This window comes from Actinophytocola sp. (assembly GCF_035712165.1).
In the GTDB taxonomy this organism is placed as follows: Bacteria; Actinomycetota; Actinomycetes; order Mycobacteriales; family Pseudonocardiaceae; genus DASYTH01.
Window position 1 is genome coordinate 1 of the sequence record NZ_DASTBH010000335.1, and the last position, 20,397, is coordinate 20,397.

Below are 20,397 nucleotides of genomic sequence, written 5' to 3' on the forward strand. Positions count from 1 at the left end.
CTTCGGTGGTGATGACGGCGACACCCTGGCCGGCGAGCCAGGCCCGGGCGGCACGCAGCCGGTCCGCGCGCTGCTGGTCCGGAGTGGTGGTGGCGGCGGCGCCCGGCCAGCCCGGGTCGTCGAAGACGGTGGCCGGAACCACCCAGCACACCAGGCGGTCGACCCGGCGGGCCGGCGCGCCCGCCGGCCCGGCCGCGAGGGGGTAGGGAGCCGCCGCGAGCCGGGCCAGCCTGGACGCCCGCAGGAGGGCGCGGGGGTCGGCCCCGGCGCCGGTGGTCACGAAGGAGATGACCACGGGCAGCGCGACGGGCGCCGGGGCCGGGTCCTCGCCGGACGGGCTCATCCGCACGGTGGCGGTGAGCGCGTCCGGTCCAGAGTGGACGGCACTGACCTCGACGATGGTGCCGCTGACGGTGGCGGTGCGAACCACGATGGCGCCGGCCCACACCGCGTCGGCGCCCGGGATCGGGACGGTGTCCCAGGCGGCGGCGACCTCCCACGGCACCGGCTCCCCCGTCCGGCGGAACGTGGCCGACGCGGTCACCTGGGAACCGAGGGGCACGGCCAGGTCGAACCGGTCGAAGATCGCCGACGCCGGTTCGGTCACCAGCGCCGGATCGAGTTCGTAGGCCACCGTCACGATGGCGAGCAGCGCGTCACCCGTGAGCACACCGCCCCGAGCCGCCGGGTCGGCGAGCCGCAGCAGAGTCTCACTGGCGATGTCCACGCCGGGATCCAATCGGCCGCCGTCGACAACTCGTCGACAACTCATCGACATGCCATCGCGGGCCACGCCGCTGGAATGACCTGAACGCCGCTACCCGGGTCGGGAAACCCGGCCTAGCATGGAAATTTATGGCGAAACTGGGCTCCGGTGTGGTCCTGGCCGTTGTGCTGGCCGTCGTCGCGACCCTTTCGGGTGCCGGGGTGAACCCGGTCGACCATGACCAGGGGCTCGGCGAGCGCGAGTCGGCCGAAGCCGCCGAGCACGAGGAGTTCGGCGAAGGGGAAGAAGAAGAGGAAGAAGAGGGCGAGGCCGGGCCGGCAGGCGCCGACGACTGGTTCGCCACCCAGCGGCTCTACCCGTTCCCGTCGCTGAACATCAGCGCGCTGCAGGCCGGCGCCCGGGCCAGCGCCGCCGGAATCGCCGCCGCACCGGGCATCCAGGCCGCCTGGCTACAACTCGGACCGGCCAACATCGGCGGCCGGGTCACCGACCTGGTGGCCCACCCGACCCAGACCAACACCGTGTTCGCCGCCGCGGCCACCGGCGGCGTGTGGCGCAGCACCGACGCGGGCGCCACCTTCACCCGCGCCTGGAACCCGGCCCTGACCCCGTCGGTCGGTGCGCTGGCGATCACCGGCACCGGGGTGCTCTACGCCGGCACCGGCGAAGCGAACCCGGGCGGCGGCAGCGTCACCTTCCCCGGCGCGGGCGTGTTCCGCTCCACCGACAACGGCGCGAACTGGCAGGCCCTCGGCCTGACCGGAACCGACCGGATCGGCCGCATCGCCGTGGATCCGGGCAACGCCAACCGGTTGTTCGTCGCGGCCGCCGGAAACCTGTTCGTGCCGGGCGGGGAGCGCGGGCTCTACCGGACCACCGACGGCGGCAGCACCTGGCAACTCGTGCTGCCCGGCGCCAACGGCACCACCGGCGCGGTGGACGTGGCGGTCAACCCGAGCAACCCGAACCGGGTCTACGCCGTCATGTGGGACCACCACCGCCAGCCCAACGGCCGGGTCTACGGCGGAACCGGCTCCGGGCTCTACCGCAGCAACGACGGCGGGACCACGTGGACGAGGCTGGCCGGCGGGCTGCCGGCGGCCGGCGCCAACCTCGGCCGGATGGGCGTGGCCGTGTCCCGCAGCAACCCCAACCGGCTCTACGCCATCGCCTCGGACACCTCCGGCGACTTCGTCGGGTTCTGGACCTCCACCAACGGCGGCGACACCTGGACCCGGCTGACCAACACCTCGCTGGTCTCCTCGGCGCAGTCCACGTTCGGCTGGTGGTTCGGCCGGATCTGGGTCGATCCGGCCAACGAGCGGCACGTGTTCGCGGCCGGGGTGAACATGGTCGAGTCCACCGACGCCGGCGCGAACTGGCGCCGGTCCTCCGGTTTCCACGCCGACCAGCACGCGATGGCGTGGGATCCGTTGACCGCCAACCGGGTCTACCTCGGCAACGACGGCGGTGTGTACCGCTCGGCCAGCAACGGCTCGCTCACCGCGACCTGGACGAAGTCCACCAACCAGGCACACCTGCAGTTCTACACCGTCGCGGTGTCCAAACAGGACACTTCCCGGATCAGCGGCGGCCTGCAGGACAACGGCTCGGTGCGGTCCTGGGGCGGCGGCAACTGGAACTCCATCCTCGGCGGCGACGGGCTGATGAACCTGATCGACCCGACCAACCAGAACAAGGTCTACGCCTGCTCGCAGAACGGCTCGTGCAGCCGGTCCACCAACGGCGGCGACACGATGACCGGGTTCGGCGCCACCACCTCCGAGCGCCGCAACTGGCTCACCCCGGTGGTGTTCGACCCGAGCAACCCGGCGGTCATGTACTACGGCGGCAACCGGCTCAACCGCTCCACCAACTCCGCGACGTCCTGGACCGCGATCAGCCCGGACCTCTCGCACGGGCCGGGCGGCGTCGACGGGTTCCCGTTCGGCACCATCACCGCGATCGCGGCGGCCCGGACCAGCCCGGCCACGATCTACGCCGGCACCGACGACGGCCGGCTGTGGATCACCCGCAACACCGGCGGGACCTGGACCGAGATCACCGCGGGCCTGCCCACCCGGTGGATCAACCGGGTCGCCGTCGACCCCACCGACGCCAACCTCGCCTACGTCGCCGTCTCCGGGTTCCGCAACGGCGACCCGGCCGCGCACGTGTTCCGCACCACCAACGGCGGGACGTCGTGGCAGGACATCTCCGGCAACCTGCCGGACGCCCCGGTCAACGACCTGGTGCTCGACCCGCGCGACCGGACCCGGCTCTATGCCGCATCCGACGTCGGGGTCTTCCTCACCACCGACACCGGCGCCACCTGGACCGCCGCCGGCACCGGCCTGCCGCTGGTGCCGGTCTCCGACCTGGAGGCCACCGACACCGGCACCGCGACCGTGCTCACCGCCGCGACCTACGGGCTGGGGATGTACCGGCTCGGCTGACCCCCCGCCCAGCGTGGAAAGCCCGCGTCCGGCAAGGCAAGATGTGCCCTGACGGTCGTGGTTTGACCAGCGTCGTCGCGGTCAATTCCAGGCGCGCGGACGACCCACGCACCGCAGGGACACTGTGGACGGCCGGGCCGCGCGCGCTCGTGACATGGTTCGGAGGGGGGTGGACACGGTGGGTGAACTGCCGGCCGATCTGGCCACGGCCGTGCGGCTGGGCGGTGAGATGGGACGCCGGTTCGCCGCCTACGACTGGGCCGGTCACCCGCTCGGTCCGATCTCCGGCTGGCCCCCCGCCTACCGGTCGGCCGTCACGGCCGCGCTGAGCTCGCGGTTCCCGATCGTGCTGTGGCTGGGGGCGCAGGACCTCTACCTGGTCTACAACGACGGCTACCTACCGATGCTCGGCGAGAAGCATCCGTCCGCGCTGGGCTCACCGGGCCGCGAGGTGTGGTGGGACATCCTGGACTCGATCGGCCCGATGCTGTCCGGGGTGGTGGAGACCGGGGCGGCGACCTGGTCGGACGACCTGCTGCTGCCGATCTGGACGGCCGGCCGGCCGCAGGAGCGGTACTTCACCTTCAGCTACGGACCGATCGTCCTCGCCGACGGCCAGGTGGACGGCGTCTTCTGCGCGGTCAACGAGACCACCGACCGGGTGCTCGGCGGCCGGCGGCTGAGCATCCTCAACCACGTCGCCGGCGCGCTGATGGAGACCCGCACGGTCGACGACGCCGTGCGCGCCGCCGTCGAGGTGTGCGCCAGGCAACCCGCCGACCTGCCGGTGCTGGCCGTCTACGTGGACGACCCGGCCACCGGCACCAGCCGGCTGCGCGGGTCGACCCCGGAGGTCGCCGGACTGCTGCCGGCCACGCTGGGCGAGCTGTACCCCGGGCCCAGGTCCGGGACCCGGGTGCTGGACGACCTGCCCACCCGGCTGCCCGGGCTGGCCTCGGCGTTTCCGGCCGGGGTCCCGGAACAGGCCCTGGTCATCCCGCTGCCGGACCCGGTGCAGGTGTCGGTCGGCGGGGCGCTGGTCGTGGGCGTCAACCCGCGCCAGCCGCTGGACGACCAGTACCGCGGCTTCTGCCGCCTGCTCGGCGACCAGCTGACCGCCGTGCTCGCGACCGCCGGCCTGTACGAGCGGGAACGGCACCGGGCCGACGACCTGGCCGAGCTGGACCGGGTGAAGACCGCGTTCCTGGCCAACGTCAGCCACGAGTTCCGCACCCCGCTGACCCTGCTGCTCGGCCCGGTCCAGGACGCCATCGCGGCCGCGGCGGACCAGCCGGAGCAGGTCGAGCGGCTGGACATGGTGCACCGCAACGCGCTGCGGCTGCTGCGCCTGGTCAACTCGCTGCTGGACTTCTCCCGCATCGAGGCGGGCGGCGCCACCGCGAACCGGGTTCCGGTCGACCTCGGCACGCTGACCGCGCACATCGCGTCCGCGTTCACCGAGCTGTGCCAGCGGGCCGGCCTCGAGCTGGTCATCCGCTGCCCCCCGGTGACCGCCGAGGTGGACCCGCAGATGTGGGAAACGATCGTGTTGAACCTGCTGTCCAACGCGGTCAAGTTCACCTTCCACGGCTCGATCACGGTCGAGCTGACGCGGTCCGGTGACCGGGTGCGCCTCCAGATCACCGACACCGGCGCCGGCATCGCGGCCGACGAGCGGGACCGGCTGTTCGACCGGTTCTACCGGGCCAGCAACACCCGCGCCCGCAGCGTGGAGGGCAGCGGAATCGGGCTGTCCCTGGTCCGCAGCCTGGTGGAGTTGCACGACGGCACCATCGAGCTGGACAGCGAGGTCGACGTCGGGACCACGGTCACCATCCGGCTGCCGGCCGCGCCCGGCGCGACACCCGGCGCGGTGCACCCGTCCGGCGAGGCGGACAACCCCTACGTCACCGAGGCCGCGCAGTGGGTGCAGGGCAGGGCGGCGGCGCCGGCCATGCTGACCGGCGGGCGACCCCTGGTGCTCATCGCCGACGACAACCCCGACATGCGCCGGCACCTCGACCGCATCCTGTCCGAGCGGTGGGAGACCGTGGTCTACGGCGACGGGAAGGCGGCGCTGCGCGGCGTCCGGGCCCACCGGCCCGACCTGGTGGTGACCGACGTGATGATGCCCGGCCTGGACGGGCTGGGGTTCGCCGCCGCGATCAGGGCCGACCCGCGGCTGGCCTCGACGCCGATCCTGATGCTGTCCGCGCGGGCCGGCCACGAGGCCGCCGAGGAGGGGTTTCGCCATGGTGCCGACGACTATCTGCCCAAGCCGTTCCGGTCGGCGGACCTGGTCAACCGCGTCGCGGCCCGGTTGATGGCCGTCGGACGGGACCGGGTGAGCCGGGAACGGGACCGGCGGGCGACCGCGGTGGCCGAGTTCCGCGCGGCGCTGAGCGCGGCCACCACGCTGGAGGACGTGCTGGGTGCGGTGCTGGGCGCACCGGCGGGCTCGCTGGGCGCCACCTCGGCGGTGATCGGTCTGCTGGAGGGCGGGCAGGAGCAGATCCGGGCGACGTTCGCCGGCGCGCTGCCGGCCGAGCTGCGCGACCGGTACCACCTGGTGGCCCGGGACGCCCCGGTGCCGCTGGCCGACGTGGTCCGCACCGGGGCGCCGATGACCGTCCCGGACACCCTCGACCTCGACGAGCGCTACGAGCTCGTCGTGCGGGACGGCCGGGACAGCGTGCGGTCCGCCGTGATCCATCCGCTGCGCGACGCCGCCGGCATGGTCACCGGAGCGCTCGGCCTGTACTGGCCGCAGCCGCGCCCGTTCGAGCCGGCCGACCTCGACGAGGTCACCCGGACCGCCGCCGCGGTCTCCTCGGCGCTCGACCGGATCCGCGTGGCCCAGCGCGAACACCGGATCGCCACCGACTTCCAGGACCACCTGCTCGACCTGGACCGGGGCTCCACCGCGGCCGTGGTCTCGGCGGTCTACCAGCCGGCCGGCGAGGCCATGCGGGTCGGCGGCGACTGGTACCTGGTGGTCCCGCTGGACGACCCGGCCCGGGTGGCGATCTCGGTGGGCGACGTGGTCAGCCATGGCCTGCCGGCCGCCACGGTGATGAGCAAGCTGCGCAGCGCGATCACCGCCGGGGCCCTCACCGACGCCGACCCGCCGCCGGTGCTGCACCTGCTGGAGCGCTATGCCGCCCGGGTGCCCGGCGCGCTGTGCTCCACCGTCGCCTATGCCGTGGTGGACACCGACACCCGCACCCTGAGCTACGCCTGCGCCGGGCATCTCTACCCGCTGCTGGTCACGCCGGACGGCACCACCCGGTATCTCGAGGAGGGTCGCTGGCCGCCGCTGGCCGCCCGCGCGCTGGGCGGCAGCGGCGAGGTGGGCTACGCCGACCTGCCGAGCGGGTCGCTGGTCCTGCTCTACACCGACGGGCTGATCGAGCGGGTGGGCGAGTCCCTGGACGACGGCTTCGCCCGGCTCGAGCGGGCTGCCGCCGACTGCGCCACGCTGCCGGTCGACCAGGTCTGCACGACGTTGCTGCGCAGGCTGGTGCCGCCCGGGGGCTTCACCGACGACGTGGTCGTGCTGGCGCTGCGGCCGTCCGGGACCACGCCGGACACCTTCGTGGCCACCCTGCCGGCGGTGCGGGAGGAAACGCCGCGGCTGCGCCACCGGCTGCGGGACTGGCTCACCGGCCTGCGGGTGAACGGCGAGTTGGAGTACGACATCCTGCTGGGCACCGGGGAGGCGGTGAGCAACGCCATCGAGCACGGCAGTCACCTGGACTCGGACAAGACCGTCACCGTCGAGGCGTTCGCCGACGACGAGCGGATCTCGATCACGGTCGGCGACTCCGGTCAGTGGTCGAGCGACTCGTCGGCCAGCCGCCGGAGCTCGGCCCGGGGTCGCGGCCTCACGCTGATCAACGGGTTGAGCGAGCGGGTGGACACGGTCCGCTCGGCCCGGGGAACCCAGGTCACCCTGTACTACCGGCGCGATGCCGGCCCGGTCGAGGTGGCCCGATGAGCACGGCTTCGTTCGCCCTGACCCCGCACCCGGCGGCGCCGGACGGCACGGCCGTGGCGGTGACCGGCGAGATCGACATCACCAACGCCGTCGACTTCGTCAAGGCCATCACCGAGCGGGCCGACTCCCGGCAGCTGGTGGTCGACTTCAGCGACCTGTGCTTCGTGGACAGCGCCGGCTTCGCCGCCCTGGACGACCTGCTCGCCCGCGACGCGATCACCATCGTGATCAGGCCCGGTAGCCGGCTGCGCCGGGCCGCCACCCTGATGGGCCTGCCCTACCTCGACGAGCTTCCGTAGCCGAACCGCTGCCCTCAGTTTTCCGCCACCCAGGTCTCGATGAGCTGCCGGCCGATGGAGTCCAGCCGGTACGGTCCGGTGGCCGGGTCGGCCATCCGGGCGCGCAGTTCGGCGGCGGTGAACCAGCGCGCCTCCAGCAGTTCGGTCTCGTCCACGCCGATCTCCGCCGACGCCGCCCGGGCCCGGAACCCGAGCATGATCCCGGACGGGAACGGCCACGCCTGCGATCCCTGGTACACCACCGAGTCCACGACCACCCCGGCCTCCTCGGCCACCTCCCGCCGGACCGCGTCCTCCAGGCTCTCGCCCACCTCGACGAACCCGGCCAGGGTGCTGAACCGGTCGGCCGGCGCGCCCCGGTGCCGGCCGAGCAGGCACCGGTTCGGCTCGCCCGGCAGTTCGACCAGCATGATGACCGCCGGCTCGATCCGGGGGAACAGCAACTTCGCACAGCTCTGGCAGACCCGCAGGTGTCCCGCCTCGCGCGGCTCGGTCCGCCCGCCGCACGCCCCGCAGAACCGCTGGTTGCGGTTCCAGTGCAGGATTCCCCGCGCGTAGGCCAGCAGACCGCAGTCCTGCGCCGGCAAACTGCCCACCAGGCTTCGGGTGTCCGCCGTGCCGTCGGCCCCGGCCAGCCGCACGGCCTCCGGCTCGTCCAGCCCGGACAGGTCGACGGCGAACACCCCGTGCCCGTCGCGCAACCCCAGCAGCACCGGTTCCGCGGCCGGATCACCGCGCACCCACACCGGTTCCCCGGCGGCGACCAGGCACCGGTCCCGCCACATCGGCAGCACCGTGGTGTGCGGGGCCGCCAGCAGCCCGGCCACCCAGTCCCGGTCCCCGCGCCGGTGCCCGACCCGGTCCACACCCAACCCGCTGTAGTACAAGGCCTGTGCCGTCACGGCAAGCGAGCCTAACCGGCGCCGCGCCGCCGGCGCACAAGCTCCCGGGCCGCGTCCGCCCAGAGCGGATACCGGAACGTGAAGCCCGCGTCGAGCAGCCGTCCCGGCACCACCCGGCGGCTCTTGAGCAGCAACTCGGTGTCCGACCGGAGCACGAACGCCCCGATCTCGGCCATCCACCGGGTGGCCGGCAGCCCCACCGGCACGCCCTGCGCCGCCCGCAGCGTGCGCATGAAGTCCCGATGCGGCAACGGATGCGGCGCCGCGAGGTTGACCGGCCCGGCGAGTTCCTCCCGCCGCAGCAGGAACTCCACCGCGCGCACCAGGTCCTCCTCGTGGATCCAGGAGAAGTACTGCGCTCCCCCGGCGACCGGCCCGCCCAGCCCGAGCCGGACCATGCGCGACAACATGTCGAACGCCCCGCCGCGACCGGGACCCAGCACGATCGCCGTACGCAGCGCGACCTTCCGCGTTCCCGGGGTGGCCGCCTCCCGCTGCGCCCGCTCCCAGGCCCTGGCGATGCGGACGCTGAACTCCCAGTAGTCCGGCACGTCCGGCTCGTTGCCCCCGATGATCCCGGTCGCCTCGTCGTTGGCGGCGTCGAACCGGTGCGCGTAGATCGTCGCGGTGCTCATCTGCAACCACACCCGGGGCGGCCGGCGCGCCGCCGCGATGGCCTGGCCGACCACCCGGGTCGAGTCCACCCGGGAGTCCATCATCTCGCGCAGGTTCTCCTTGGTGTACCGGCAACTCACGCTCCGCCCGGCCAGGTTGACCACCGCGTCGCACCCGTCGATCTCGGACGCCCAGTCCCCCAGCGTGCGCCCGTCCCAGCGCACCCCCGCGTCCCCGCGGCTCAGCACCGTCACCTCGTGCCCGGCCGCCACCAGCGCCCGCCGCAGAAATCCCCCGACATGTCCCGACCCACCCGGCAGCACGATCTTCACGCAAGCGACCCTAACATCATTTTTGAACGTGTTCAAAAATGGAAACACACCGTCAACCGCCGTGGCTGTGGGCTACCATCGTGTGGGCCGAGGTTGCGAAAGTGCTGGTAGGGACCCGTGTCTCGGGCGGAGCCGCCTTGTTGACCTGGATCGATGGCCCGGCTGGGGAGGTGGGCGATGAGGGGGACGTGTGACGAGGCCCAGGATCCGGCGGGGCTTGGCGCGCTCGTTGCGCGGCACCGCAGGCGGGCCGGCCTCACCCAGCAGCAGGCCGCGGACCGGGCGCGGATCAGCCTCGGGGCCCTGCGCGACATCGAGCAGGGGCGGGTGACCCGACCGCGGAGCGACGCCCTTGCCCGGCTCGCGGCCGCGCTGCAGCTGCGACCGGCCGAGTTGGCGGAGTTCGCCGGACCGTCCTCTGGTGACCGCCGCACCGAACCCGAACTACGGCTTGGGGTGCTTGGGCGCCTGGTGTTGCGCATCGACGGTGCCGCGGTCGAGCTGGGCTCGGGCCGGCAGCGTGCGCTGCTGGGCCTGCTGGCCATGTCGGCGGGTGCGCCGGTGTCGTCGGACGAGCTCGTCGACGCCGTATGGGGAGCACGTCCACCCGCCACCGCCAGCCAGCTGATCCAGAACCGCGTCTCCCGTCTTCGGCGGCGCCTGGAACCCGCGTGCCCGTCGGGCCGGACAACGTGGGCCCTGGTGGCGACCAGCGGCGGCTACCAGCTCACGGTTGGCGAGGACCAACTGGACCTGCTGACGTTCCGTGCCCTGGTCGCCGACGCCCGCCGCGCCCGCGACCACGGTGATCTGCCGACCGCATTGGCGGCTTTCCGCGCGGCCGCGGACCTGTGGCGGGGTGAACCGCTCGTCGATATCGCCCCGCTGCGGTCGCACCCCGTCGTGGCGGCGTTGCAACATGAGTGGCGGACCACGATCGTGGAGTTCGCGTCGACGGCCGGCGCCGTTGGCCAGCACGAGGCGGTCCTTCCCCTGCTGCGGCAGGTGGTCGACGCCGACACGCTGCACGAGCCGGCACACGCTCAGCTGATGCTCGCCCTGGCGAGCACGGGCCAACCGGCCGCAGCGGTGGAGGTCTACGGCCGGCTGCGCCGCCGGCTTGCCGACGAGCTCGGCGTGGACCCCGCACCGGAGCCGCAGCGGCTGCACCGGAAGATACTGCGCGGCGAGCTGTCCGGCGCGGTGGTCACCGGGCAGCCCGACCATCAGCTGGCGCGGTTGGATGTCCCGGCGCAGCTGCCCGTGGCACTGTGCGGTTTCGTCGGGCGGGGACCCGAGCTCGCCGAGCTCGACTCCGTCGTCTCGACCGCGGGCGATCAGCCCGCGTCGATGCGCATCGCGGTGCTGTCCGGTACCGCAGGGGTGGGCAAGACCACGCTCGCCGTGCACTGGGCACACCTGATGCGCGAGAGGTTTCCCGATGGACAGCTGTATGTGAACCTGCGGGGCTTCGACCCGGCCGGCGACGCGATGCGCCCCAGCGATGTGGTCCGCGGCTTCCTGCATGCGTTGGCGGTGCCGGCGGATCGGATCCCGAAGGACGCACACGCTCAGGCGGCCCTGTATCGCAGCCTGCTTGTGGGCAGGCGAATCCTTGTCGTACTGGACAATGCGGCCGATGTCGACCAGGTACGCCCGTTGCTGCCCGGATCGCCGACCTGCATGGTCCTGGTGACCAGCCGAACCGAGCTCACCGGCCTGGTGGTCGCCGAGGGCGCCCGCTCGATCACCGTGAACCTGTTCTCCCTGGCGGAGAGTCGGGAGCTGCTGAGTCGCCGGATCGGTCCGGACCGGGCCGGGGCCGCACCGCGCGCCGTGGACGAGCTGGCCGACGTCTGCGCGCGACTCCCGCTCGCGATGGCCGTCGTGGCGGCTCGCGCGGCCGTCCACCCGGGACTCTCGCTGGACACGTTGGCCGCCGAGCTGCGCGAGGCCGGCGAGAGCCTCGACGTGTTCGACAGCGGGGACGCGGCGACAGACCTGCGCAACGTCTTCGCCGTGTCGTACCGCGCCGTCGGGGTCGACGCGGGTCGCCTGTTCCGCCTGCTCGGTCTGCACCCGGCGCCCGAGGTCGGCCTTGCCGGCGCGGCCAGCCTCGCGGGCGTTCCGGTGCGTCGCGCCCGGGCGTTGTTGACCGAGCTGGCACGGGCGAATCTCGTGGCCGAGCACCGGCCGAACCGTTACGCGCTGCACGACCTGTTGCACCGCTACGCGGTGGAACTGGCCACCGGCCCCGAGGGCGAGCCCGAGCGGGGGCCCGCCCTCGGCCGGATGTTCGACCACTACCTGCACGCGGCCGACGCCGCCGACCGGACGATGTACCCGCAGCGCGACCGCATTGCCCTGGCACCGGCGAACTCGGGAGTCGTTGTCGACGATCTCGGTTGCCCGGAGGAGGCGCTGGGCTGGTACACCACCGAACGCCCGGCGCTGCTGGCAGTCCTCGCGCGGGCCGCCGGCACGGGGTGCGACACGCACGCATGGCAGCTCGCCTGGGCGCTGATGAACTTCTTCGACCGGCAGGGGCACTGGCACGACTGGGCCGCCACGCACGTCGTGGCGTTGGAGGCGGCGCGCCGGCTGGCCGACCCGACCGCACAGGCGCACATCCACCGTGGCCTTGGTCGCGCCTCCGTGTGGCTGGGCCGGCACGAGGACGCTCGGCGCCATCTCGAACAGGCGGTCGAGCTGTTCGGGCGCGTCGGCGATCATGAAGGGCAGGCGCGCGCACAACTCGCCCTCGGCTGGGCTCAGACTCAGCGGGGCCGGCACCGGGACGCGATCGCGCCCCTGCTGGCGGCGCTGCGCACCTACGAGACCGTCGGCCACCGGAGTGGACAGTCCAGCGCGCTCAACATGATCGGTTGGGAGTACACCAAGCTCGGCGACCACGAGCAGGCGCTCGTGCACTGCCAGCGTGCGCTCGCTCTGCAACGCGACCTCGGTGACCGCCGCGGCGAGGCACACACGCTCGACAGTCTCGGCCTCGTCCATCACAACCTCGGCCGCTACGCCGACGCCGTGGCCTGTTACCGGCAGGCGCTCGACTCCTTTCGGGTGCGCGGTGAGAGATACCACGAAGCCGAGACGCTCAGCCGACTCGGCGATACCCACCTTGCCGCCGGCCAGCCCGCTTCGGCCCGCGTGACGTGGGAGCACGCCGCCTCGATCCTCGCCGACCTCGGCCTCGCCGATGTTGAGCAGGTCCACGCCAAACTCGGCTCGCTGCCCGGATGAAGCCGAGGTGCGCGGTCCCGTAGCCGGCACAGCCAACCCCGTAGTGCGATGCCCGCCGGACCACCGTGCGGGGTGCTGACCTGCGTGGTGTCGTCGTGGCCGGCTCCCACGCGGGATGCCCACCCATTGCCAGCCGGCTCCTGCAGGGTGGTGACGTTGATCTTTGATCGAGAGGTGACAGATGAACCAGCCATCAACCAGGTCGAATCGTCTAGCGCGTACCGTGCTTCGATTCGCATCGGCTATGGTATTGCTTGCCGCTATTGTCGTGGGGGCAGCATCGGAAGCAGCGGCGGCACCTGAGCCGATTCCGAATCGACAGGCTGTCAAGGTTGTCCCCATCACCCCAGCAGACCAAGATTTCGGTGCATTGTCGTACAGGACCGAATGCTTTGGCTACACCGGCACGTTCCGCGATGGCTCCAACGTATTCCGCGTGGACTGGCTTACCGATATCGACGAGTGCTTCGGTATAGCGCCCAACCGTACAATCTGGCACACGTGGCCAGGCGCTGGCCGCTGGTTCGAGATGCCGGGTAACGGTAGAGGAGACAACGTCGGCACAATTTGGAGGGAGAACATCAACGGCAACAGGGTCGTCTCAGTTTGGGTAAACGGGGGAAGCGGAAACTGGTGCCAGAACTACATCGGCGGTTCAGGCTGGACCGGGAGCTGGTACGACTGCTAGGGCTCGACGCGCTGCCGTCGTAACATCATGTGCACGCCGGAAGACGCAGGTGGCCCGGTCGCCAACGCGGCCGGGCCACCTGGGTTCAACGGCCCGTCGCGCAGGTGCTCCAACCGGGTCTTCCCGACCCCGCCCGGCCCGACCACAATGGGGCCGTGGGGTTCACCGTCGAGGACGCCGTGCGGATCGCGCGGGACGCGCACCAGGGTCAGGTCGACAAGTCCGGTTCGCCCTACATCGGCCATCCGCTGCGGGTGATGGACCGGGTGGAGGGCGAGTACGCCCGCATGGCCGCAGTGCTGCACGACGTCATCGAGGACACCCCGGTGGCCGCGGCGGACCTGCGCACCGCCGGCTGCCCGGCGCGGGTGGTCGACGCGGTCGTCGCGCTGAGCAAACGCCCCGGCGAACCGCAGCCGGACTACCTCGCCCGGGTCGCCGCCGACGAGATCGCCCTGATCGTCAAGCGGGCCGACATCGCCGACAACATGTCCCCGCACCGAATGGCCCGCCTCGACCCGGCCACCCGCAACCGGTTGCGCACCAAGTACACCGAGGCGCTGGCGTTCCTCGACGCCGCTACAGCGCCGCGCTCAGTCGGGTGATGCCCTCGACGATCCGGTCGTCGGACAGGCCCGAGAAGTTGAGCCGCGCGTGGTTGTGTTGGGGCGCACCGGGAAAGAACGTCGCGCCGGGCACGTAGGCCACCCGGGCCCGGGGCAGGGCGACGTCGGCCATGAACGCGGCGGTGTCGAAGCCGGCCGGGAAGGTCAGCCAGGTGAACAGCCCGCCACGCGGCACGGTGAACGACACGGTGTCCGGGAAGTGCTCGCGCAGCGCGGCCAGCATGACGTCGCGCTTGTGCGCGTAGGCGGCACGCGCGGTGCGGATGTGCGCGTCGAGGTCGAACCGGTCCAGGAACAGCGCCGCGGCCGCCATGTTGAGCGTGCTGGTCTGGGTGTCGGCGGCCAGCTTGAGCAGGGTCAGCTTCTCGACGATCTCGGTGCTGGCGACCGCCCAGCCGAGCCGCATCCCGGGGGCGAGGATCTTGGAGAAGGTGCCCAGGTGCAGCACCCGGCCCTCGGTGTCCAGACTGGCCAGCGACGGCAGCGCCGCGCCGTCGAAGCGCAGTTCCCGGTACGGGGTGTCCTCGACCACCAGCAGGTCGTAGCTGTTCGCCAACTCGATGAGCCGCCGCCTGCGGTCCAGGCTCAGCGTGATGCCGGTCGGGTTCTGGTAGTCCGGCACGGTGTAGAGCAGCCGGGCGCGCGGTGTCTCGGACAGCACCCGCTCCAGGTCGGCCATGTCCATGCCGTCGGAGTCGGTGCGCACCGGGGCGTAGGCCGGCTCGAACGGGTTGAACGCGATGAGCGCGCCGAGGAACGTCGGGTTCTCCGTGACCACCGTGTCGCCCGGGTCGATCATCAGCTTCCCGGCGAGATCCAGACCCTGCTGTGCGCCCTGGATGATCAGCACGTCGTCGGCGGCACAGTCGATCCCGTCGCCGGCGAGCCGTTTGGCCACGTGCTCGCGCAGCGCCGCCAGGCCGTTGGACGGGCAGTACTGCAGGGCCGCCCGGTTTCCGGTGAGCAGTTCGGCGTACACCTCGTTCAGCTCGGCCGCGGGAAACAGCGCCGGGTCCGGGTAGCCGCCGCCGAAGGAGATGAGCTCCGGATCCGCGCCGTGCCGCAACAGATCCCTGATCGCCGAGGGCGCGACCCGGCCCATCCGCTCCGCGAACCGCATCCACGCAGTGTTTCATCCGGCACCGGCGATCTGCCAGGGTGAGGGTGAGGAGGCACGATGGAGCACGAGCACTCGCTGTGGCGGGCGGTCCGGTGGCCGCTGCTGGTTCTGCTGGTCGGCCTGGTCGGGGTCGGCGTGGCAACGGTTCTCGACAGGGTGTTCGGCAACGAGCTGTCGTTGACGATCGGGGCGCCGTCGCTGTGGATTCTCCTGCCCGTCGGGGCGGTGTGGCTGGTGATCGCCGTCGTGGTCCATCTCGTGCGGCGCCGCCGGACCGGTTGATCAATCCATTGTGGACGCCGGTTCGGATCTGACGCCCTGATGTGTCAGGGTGGATGGGTGGTTGCCATCGCCCGCTCCCCGCTGCTGTCCTGGACCGTCCTGACGCCACTGGCCGGTGTGGCCGTGCTGGCCCTGACCTGGCACCGGGACATCGGACCGGTGCTGATCGCGCTGGTGGCGGTGGCCCTGGCCGGCACCGTGCTGGCCGCCGTGCACCATGCCGAGGTCGTCGCGCTGCGCGTGGGTGAGCCGTTCGGCTCCCTGGTGCTGGCGGTGGCGGTCACCGTGATCGAGGTCGCGCTGATCGTCACGGTGATGGTCTCGGCCGGACCGGCGGAGTCCACACTGGCCCGGGACACCGTGTTCGCCGCGGTGATGATCAGCATGAACGGCATCGTCGGCATCAGCCTGTTCGTGGGCGCGGTGCGCTACGGGGTCACCCTGTTCAACCCGGAGGGCAGCGGCGCGGCACTGGCCACGCTGACCACCCTGGCCACGTTGAGCCTGGTGCTGCCCACGTTCACCACCACCCAACCCGGCCCGCGGTTCACCCCGGCCCAACTCACCTTCGCCGCGCTGGCCTCGCTCGTGCTCTACGGGATGTTCGTGCTCACCCAGACCAAGCGCCATCGCGACTTCTTCCTTCCCATCACCCAGGACGGAGTCGTCGAGGCCGAGGAACACGCCGCGCCGCCGAGCAACCGGGCCACGTTCGCCAGCCTCGGACTGCTGCTGGTCGCGCTCTTCGCGGTGGTCGGCCTGGCCAAGGTGGAGTCGCCGGCGATCGAGTCCGGGGTGCGGGCGGCCGGGTTCCCACCGTCCTTCGTCGGCGTGGTGATCGCCCTGCTGGTGCTGCTCCCGGAGACGGTCGCCGCCATCCGCGCCGCCATGCGGGAGCGCATCCAGACCAGCCTCAACCTCGGCTACGGGTCGGCCATCGCCAGCATCGGGCTCACCATCCCGACCATCGCGCTCGCCACGATCTGGCTGGACAGTCCACTCGTGCTCGGCCTCGGATCGCTGCAGATGGTGCTGTTCGCGCTCACCGTCGTGGTGAGCGTGCTGACCGTGGTTCCCGGCCGGGCCACCCGGCTGCAGGGCGGCGTCCATCTCATCCTGCTGGCCGCGTTCCTGTTCCTCGCCATCAACCCCTGAACCCGGCTCACTCCACCGAGTGAAGCTCGGCGCGCAGCGTATCTTCGGCGCCCGCCGGACCCTCTTGCTTGCTGCGGGGGCGAACCATGTCGGGACAGCCAAAGGGGAGTGAGTCCACATGCGAGTCATGCGGCGAATCGCAATGGGGGTGGCCACGACGGCAGCCGTCGTCGGCCTCGCGGCGACCGGTGCGCAGGCGGCGACGGCCGCATTGCCGGAGATCCGCAGCGAGCTGAACCACAAGTGCCTGGACCTGCTGGGGTTCAACAACAGCAACGGTGCTCCGGTCGGGATGTGGGACTGCTGGGGCGGCACGAACCAGAAGTGGTACTGGACGGCGAGCGGCGAGATCCGCAGTTCGCAGAACCACAAGTGTCTGGACCTGCTCGGGTTCAACAACTCCAACGGCGCCCAGCTCGGACTGTGGGACTGCTGGGGCGGCGCCAACCAGAAGTGGTACCGCAACGGCCGGGAGATCCGCAGCGTCATGAACCACAAGTGCGTGGACCTGCTGGGGTTCAACAACTCCAACGGCGCCCGGGTCGGGATGTGGGACTGCTGGGGCGGCGCCAACCAGAAGTGGTACTGATCGGTAGCCGACTGAACGGATGGCCCTCGCTGGTCCGCGAGGGCCATCCGCCCGTTTGCGCGCGGAAAATTCCTTCCCAAGTACTAGCCTTATCGCGTGGAGATATGACAGATTGTGTCCTCGTGATGCGAGCAACTGCCCTGGCCGCGGGCGCACTGCTGGCCGCAGGCCTCACCGCGGCACTGTCCACGCCCGCCGCCGCCGCGCCGAACTTCCAGGTGCCCTTCCGGTGCGGGGTCACCGTCACCGCCGCCACGTTCAGCGGGCACAACCCGGCCAACGCGGTCGACTTCCAGAAGTCCGGCATCTCCGGGATGCCGGTCCTGGCCTCGTCCGGCGGCACGGTGTCCAGAGTGGACAATGAGGGCGACGTCAGCTACGGCCGGTGGATCGAGATCAACCACGGCGGCGGCTACACCACCCGCTACGCACACCTCTCCGCCCAGCAGGTGTCCGTCGGCCAGAGCGTGTCGCTCGGCCAGCAGATCGGCAAGGCGGGCGCCACCGGCGGGGTCACCGGCCCGCACCTGCACTACGAGCAGCGGCTCAACGGCGCCACGATCCGGGCGGTGCTCGACGGCCGCGCCGTCCCGTACTACGCGCACACCAACTTCACCAGCAACAACCGGTGCGGCGGCAACCCGTACTCCCCCACCGAGGTGTGCGGCTCGGCCTACGACGTGATCGACTCGCACGCCCTGACCGGCGGCACCGTCTACCTGCTCTACGACGGCGGCACCGGCCGCAACTGCGTCACCACGATCAAGTCCACCTCGGTCGGCACCGCCTCACCGGTCTCCGCCCACCTTCAGGTCCAGGGCTCCACCAAGGTGACCGACTCGGGCAGCTTCGCCTACTACGCCGGCCCGGTCTCCCGCGTTGCCGGCAACACCTGCGTCAAGTGGGGCGGCTCGGTCGGTTCCTCGTCCTACACCAGTCCGTTCGAGCACTGCGGCTGAGCTGACCGGCGGTAGAATCGCCGGTGATGTCGCAGACCGTGGAGCGCGCCCGGAGCCGGCGGCGGTCCCGGCCGCGCTGGCGGTTCCTGCTCGTGGTTCTCACCGCGCTGACGCTGCTGTTCGGCCTGCCCTGGTGGACGCTGGTGGTCAGTCCGGGCTGGCCGGCGCCGGTGCTGGTGGTGGGCACGGGTCTCTTCGCCTGCGCGGCCGCCGCGTTTCCGTGGCTGATGTATCTCGGCCACGGCCGCAACGGGCGGGACGGGGCGGCCCGGACCGGCGACACCCTGCTCGGCGTGATGTGGGTGCTGTTCGCCTGGTCACTGCTCGGCACCGTGGCGCGCGGCGTGCTGGGGTTGTTCGGCGTGGGCGGCCTCGGCCGGATCGTCGCCCTCGCGGTGCTCGCCGTGGCGACCGTCCTGGTGGCCTGGGGCGCCTTCGAGGCGATGCGGGTGCCCAGGACCCGGACCGTCGAGGTCCGCATCCCCCGGCTGGGGCCGGGTCTGGACGGCACCCGGGTCGTGGTGCTGGCCGACACCCACTTCGGGCCGATCGACCGGACCCGCTGGTCCACCGGCCTGGCCGCCGCGGTCAACCGGCTCGGTCCCGACATCGTCGCGCACGCGGGCGACATCGCCGACGGCACCGTCGCCCGCCGCCGGTCCCAGGCCGCCCCGCTGGGCGCCATCGACGCGCCGCTGGGCAAGGTGTTCGTCACCGGCAACCACGAGTACTACGGCGAGGCCCTGACCTGGATCGACCACCTCACCGAACTGGGCTGGCAGCACCTGCACAACCGGCACGTCGTGGTCGAACGCGGCGGCGACCGGCTGGTGCTGGCCGGTGTCGACGACGCGACCGCGCTCGGCTCCGGCCTGCCCGGCCACGGCGCCGACCTGCCCGCCGCGCTCGCCGGCGCCGAGGACGGCCTCCCGGTCCTGCTCGTGGCCCACCAGCCCAGGCAGGTCGACGCCGCCCGCGCCGCCGGGGTCGACCTGCAGGTCTCCGGACACACCCACGGCGGGCAGATCTGGCCGTTCCACTACCTGGTCCGGGTCGACCAACCCTCGGTACAAGGCCTGTCCCGGCACGGCGAGCGCACCCAGCTCTACACCAGCCGCGGTGCCGGTTTCTGGGGACCGCCGCTGCGCGTCTTCGCCCCCAGCGAGATCAGCCTGCTCATCCTGCGAGCCGGCTGACCACGGCCTGGTCACCGGAGAACCCATTCGGTAAATTGACCTGCCTCACCGAATGGGGATGATCACATGACCCGGCGCGCCGGCCTGCTCATGCCGGGCCGGTAGCGCAATGTCTGTCTCCGCGACGCTGGGTACCGCGCTCGGGCTCGTTCTCGTGTTCGCGTTGCTTGCCCTGTTCTGTTCGGGCATAACGGAAACGATCGCCAACCTCACGCAGCGGCGGGCCGGCTACCTGCTGACCGGGTTGCGGGCCATGCTCGACCGGCCGGAGGCCGAGCCGACGCCGGGCATGTCGGGCGGTCAGGCCAAGCAGAGGTTGAGCCGGCTGACCAAGAACCCGGAGCGCACGAAGGCGGCCGCGGCGGCCGTGCAGGGTGAGCCGACCGAGCCGGTGCCCGCCGAGTCCACCCTGACCCTCGCCCTCTTCGACCATCCGCTGGTGAAGTCGTTGCAGACCCGCCGGACGAAATGGCTGCGGCGGCGCGACGGCGCGCTGCGCAACCCGCAGTACATCTCCCCGGAGGTGTTCACCCGGGCACTGATCGACACCGTGCTGCCGGTGGGGCCCGGGCCGGTCGCGGGATCGGACCTGCTGGCCCGGCTGGACAACGCGCTGCACAGCGGACCGGTGCGCGACCTGCCGAGCGCCCGGGCGCTGCGCGCGCTGGTCGCGCAGGCCGAAGGGGATCTGCGCACGTTCGAGCGGTTCGTCCAGCACTGGTACGACGAGCAGATGAACCGGATCTCCGGCTGGTACAAGCGGTGGGCCAAGGTGATCCTCGGCATCGTCGGTTTCGTCGTCGCGGTCGTGATCAACCTCGACGCGATCCAGTTCGCCCACGGCCTCTACGTCGACGAACCGGTCCGGCAGGCGGTGGTGGCGACCGCGGAATCCGGCACGCTGTGCCAGAACCGGGACTCGGCCGCGGACCGGGCCGCGTGCGCCAAGGATCAGCTCGCCCGGCTCGACGCCGCGCAACTGCCGATCGGCTACCCGGCGGCGTGCCAGTTGTGGCATTCGGCCGCCTGCTGGGCCTGGTCACCCGCCGACGAGCGGCACTGGTACGACTTCCCCCGCAAACTGCTCGGCTGGGTGATCACCGCGTTCGCCGTCTCCTTCGGCGCACCGTTCTGGTTCGACGCCCTGTCCCGGCTCGGATCGCTGCGCACCTCAGGCCCCAAGCCATCCTGAGCCG

General features: G+C 71.8%; 15 protein-coding genes. 11 read left to right on the top strand and 4 right to left on the bottom strand.

Annotation, left to right across the window (positions count from 1 at the left end):
* On the bottom strand, positions 1–727 hold a 727-nt coding region (locus VFO68_RS18810; RefSeq protein ID WP_325159622.1), incomplete at its 3' end, for a hypothetical protein.
* 128 nt (positions 728–855) lie between these two features.
* On the opposite strand from VFO68_RS18810, the gene VFO68_RS18815 reads away from it, so the two are divergent.
* From VFO68_RS18815 to VFO68_RS18825, 3 genes are all read left to right on the top strand, one after another.
* On the top strand, positions 856–3,183 hold the full coding sequence (locus VFO68_RS18815; protein ID WP_325159623.1) for a WD40/YVTN/BNR-like repeat-containing protein: 2,328 nt from the start codon (positions 856–858) through the stop codon (positions 3,181–3,183).
* A 178-nt stretch (positions 3,184–3,361) separates the two neighbouring features.
* Complete coding sequence (locus tag VFO68_RS18820; RefSeq protein ID WP_325159624.1) at positions 3,362–7,180, top strand: SpoIIE family protein phosphatase; 3,819 nt, start codon at positions 3,362–3,364, stop codon at positions 7,178–7,180.
* On the top strand, positions 7,177–7,479 hold the full coding sequence (locus VFO68_RS18825) for an STAS domain-containing protein (protein ID WP_325159625.1): 303 nt from the start codon (positions 7,177–7,179) through the stop codon (positions 7,477–7,479). The genes VFO68_RS18820 and VFO68_RS18825 overlap by 4 nt, the downstream gene beginning before the upstream one ends.
* A gap of 14 nt (positions 7,480–7,493) precedes the next feature.
* Here the strand turns inward: VFO68_RS18825 and nudC are convergent, their stop codons facing one another.
* Together nudC and VFO68_RS18835 are read right to left on the bottom strand one after the other, a co-directional pair.
* On the bottom strand, positions 7,494–8,381 hold the full coding sequence (gene nudC, locus VFO68_RS18830; protein WP_325159626.1) for an NAD(+) diphosphatase: 888 nt from the start codon (positions 8,379–8,381) through the stop codon (positions 7,494–7,496).
* A gap of 11 nt (positions 8,382–8,392) precedes the next feature.
* Positions 8,393–9,328 carry a TIGR01777 family oxidoreductase gene (locus VFO68_RS18835; protein ID WP_325159627.1) on the bottom strand — a complete coding sequence of 312 codons (936 nt, stop codon included), beginning with the start codon at positions 9,326–9,328 and terminating at the stop codon, positions 8,393–8,395.
* A 177-nt stretch (positions 9,329–9,505) separates the two neighbouring features.
* Here VFO68_RS18835 and VFO68_RS18840 point away from each other — a divergent pair, with 177 nt between their 5' ends.
* Both VFO68_RS18840 and VFO68_RS18845 read left to right on the top strand, forming a co-directional pair.
* On the top strand, positions 9,506–12,586 hold the full coding sequence (locus VFO68_RS18840) for a BTAD domain-containing putative transcriptional regulator (protein WP_325159628.1): 3,081 nt from the start codon (positions 9,506–9,508) through the stop codon (positions 12,584–12,586).
* 843 nt (positions 12,587–13,429) lie between these two features.
* Positions 13,430–13,879: a phosphohydrolase gene (locus VFO68_RS18845; RefSeq protein ID WP_325159629.1), complete on the top strand. Its 450-nt coding sequence runs from the start codon at positions 13,430–13,432 to the stop codon at positions 13,877–13,879.
* Here VFO68_RS18845 and VFO68_RS18850 read toward each other — a convergent pair.
* Entirely contained in the window at positions 13,854–15,020 is a 1,167-nt protein-coding gene (locus tag VFO68_RS18850; RefSeq protein WP_325159630.1) for a PLP-dependent aminotransferase family protein, read from the bottom strand. The two genes, VFO68_RS18845 and VFO68_RS18850, sit on opposite strands and share 26 nt — an antisense overlap.
* A 57-nt stretch (positions 15,021–15,077) precedes the next feature.
* On the opposite strand from VFO68_RS18850, the gene VFO68_RS18855 reads away from it, so the two are divergent.
* From VFO68_RS18855 to VFO68_RS18880, 6 genes are all read left to right on the top strand, one after another.
* Complete coding sequence (locus tag VFO68_RS18855) at positions 15,078–15,302, top strand: hypothetical protein (RefSeq protein WP_325159631.1); 225 nt, start codon at positions 15,078–15,080, stop codon at positions 15,300–15,302.
* Between the two features lie 57 nt (positions 15,303–15,359).
* A complete protein-coding gene (locus VFO68_RS18860) occupies positions 15,360–16,457 on the top strand; it encodes an ionic transporter y4hA (RefSeq protein WP_325159632.1) in 1,098 nt (365 codons plus the stop codon).
* Positions 16,458–16,584: 127 nt separating this feature from the next.
* Entirely contained in the window at positions 16,585–17,046 is a 462-nt protein-coding gene (locus tag VFO68_RS18865) for an RICIN domain-containing protein (RefSeq protein WP_325159633.1), read from the top strand.
* Positions 17,047–17,171: 125 nt separating this feature from the next.
* On the top strand, positions 17,172–18,005 hold the full coding sequence (locus VFO68_RS18870; RefSeq protein WP_325159634.1) for a M23 family metallopeptidase: 834 nt from the start codon (positions 17,172–17,174) through the stop codon (positions 18,003–18,005).
* A 26-nt stretch (positions 18,006–18,031) separates the two neighbouring features.
* Complete coding sequence (locus tag VFO68_RS18875; protein WP_325159635.1) at positions 18,032–19,201, top strand: metallophosphoesterase; 1,170 nt, start codon at positions 18,032–18,034, stop codon at positions 19,199–19,201.
* A 109-nt stretch (positions 19,202–19,310) separates the two neighbouring features.
* The gene (locus tag VFO68_RS18880) at positions 19,311–20,393 is read left to right on the top strand and encodes a hypothetical protein (RefSeq protein ID WP_325159636.1); all 1,083 of its coding nucleotides are present in this window, start codon (positions 19,311–19,313) and stop codon (positions 20,391–20,393) included.
* Positions 20,394–20,397: the final 4 nt, after the last annotated feature.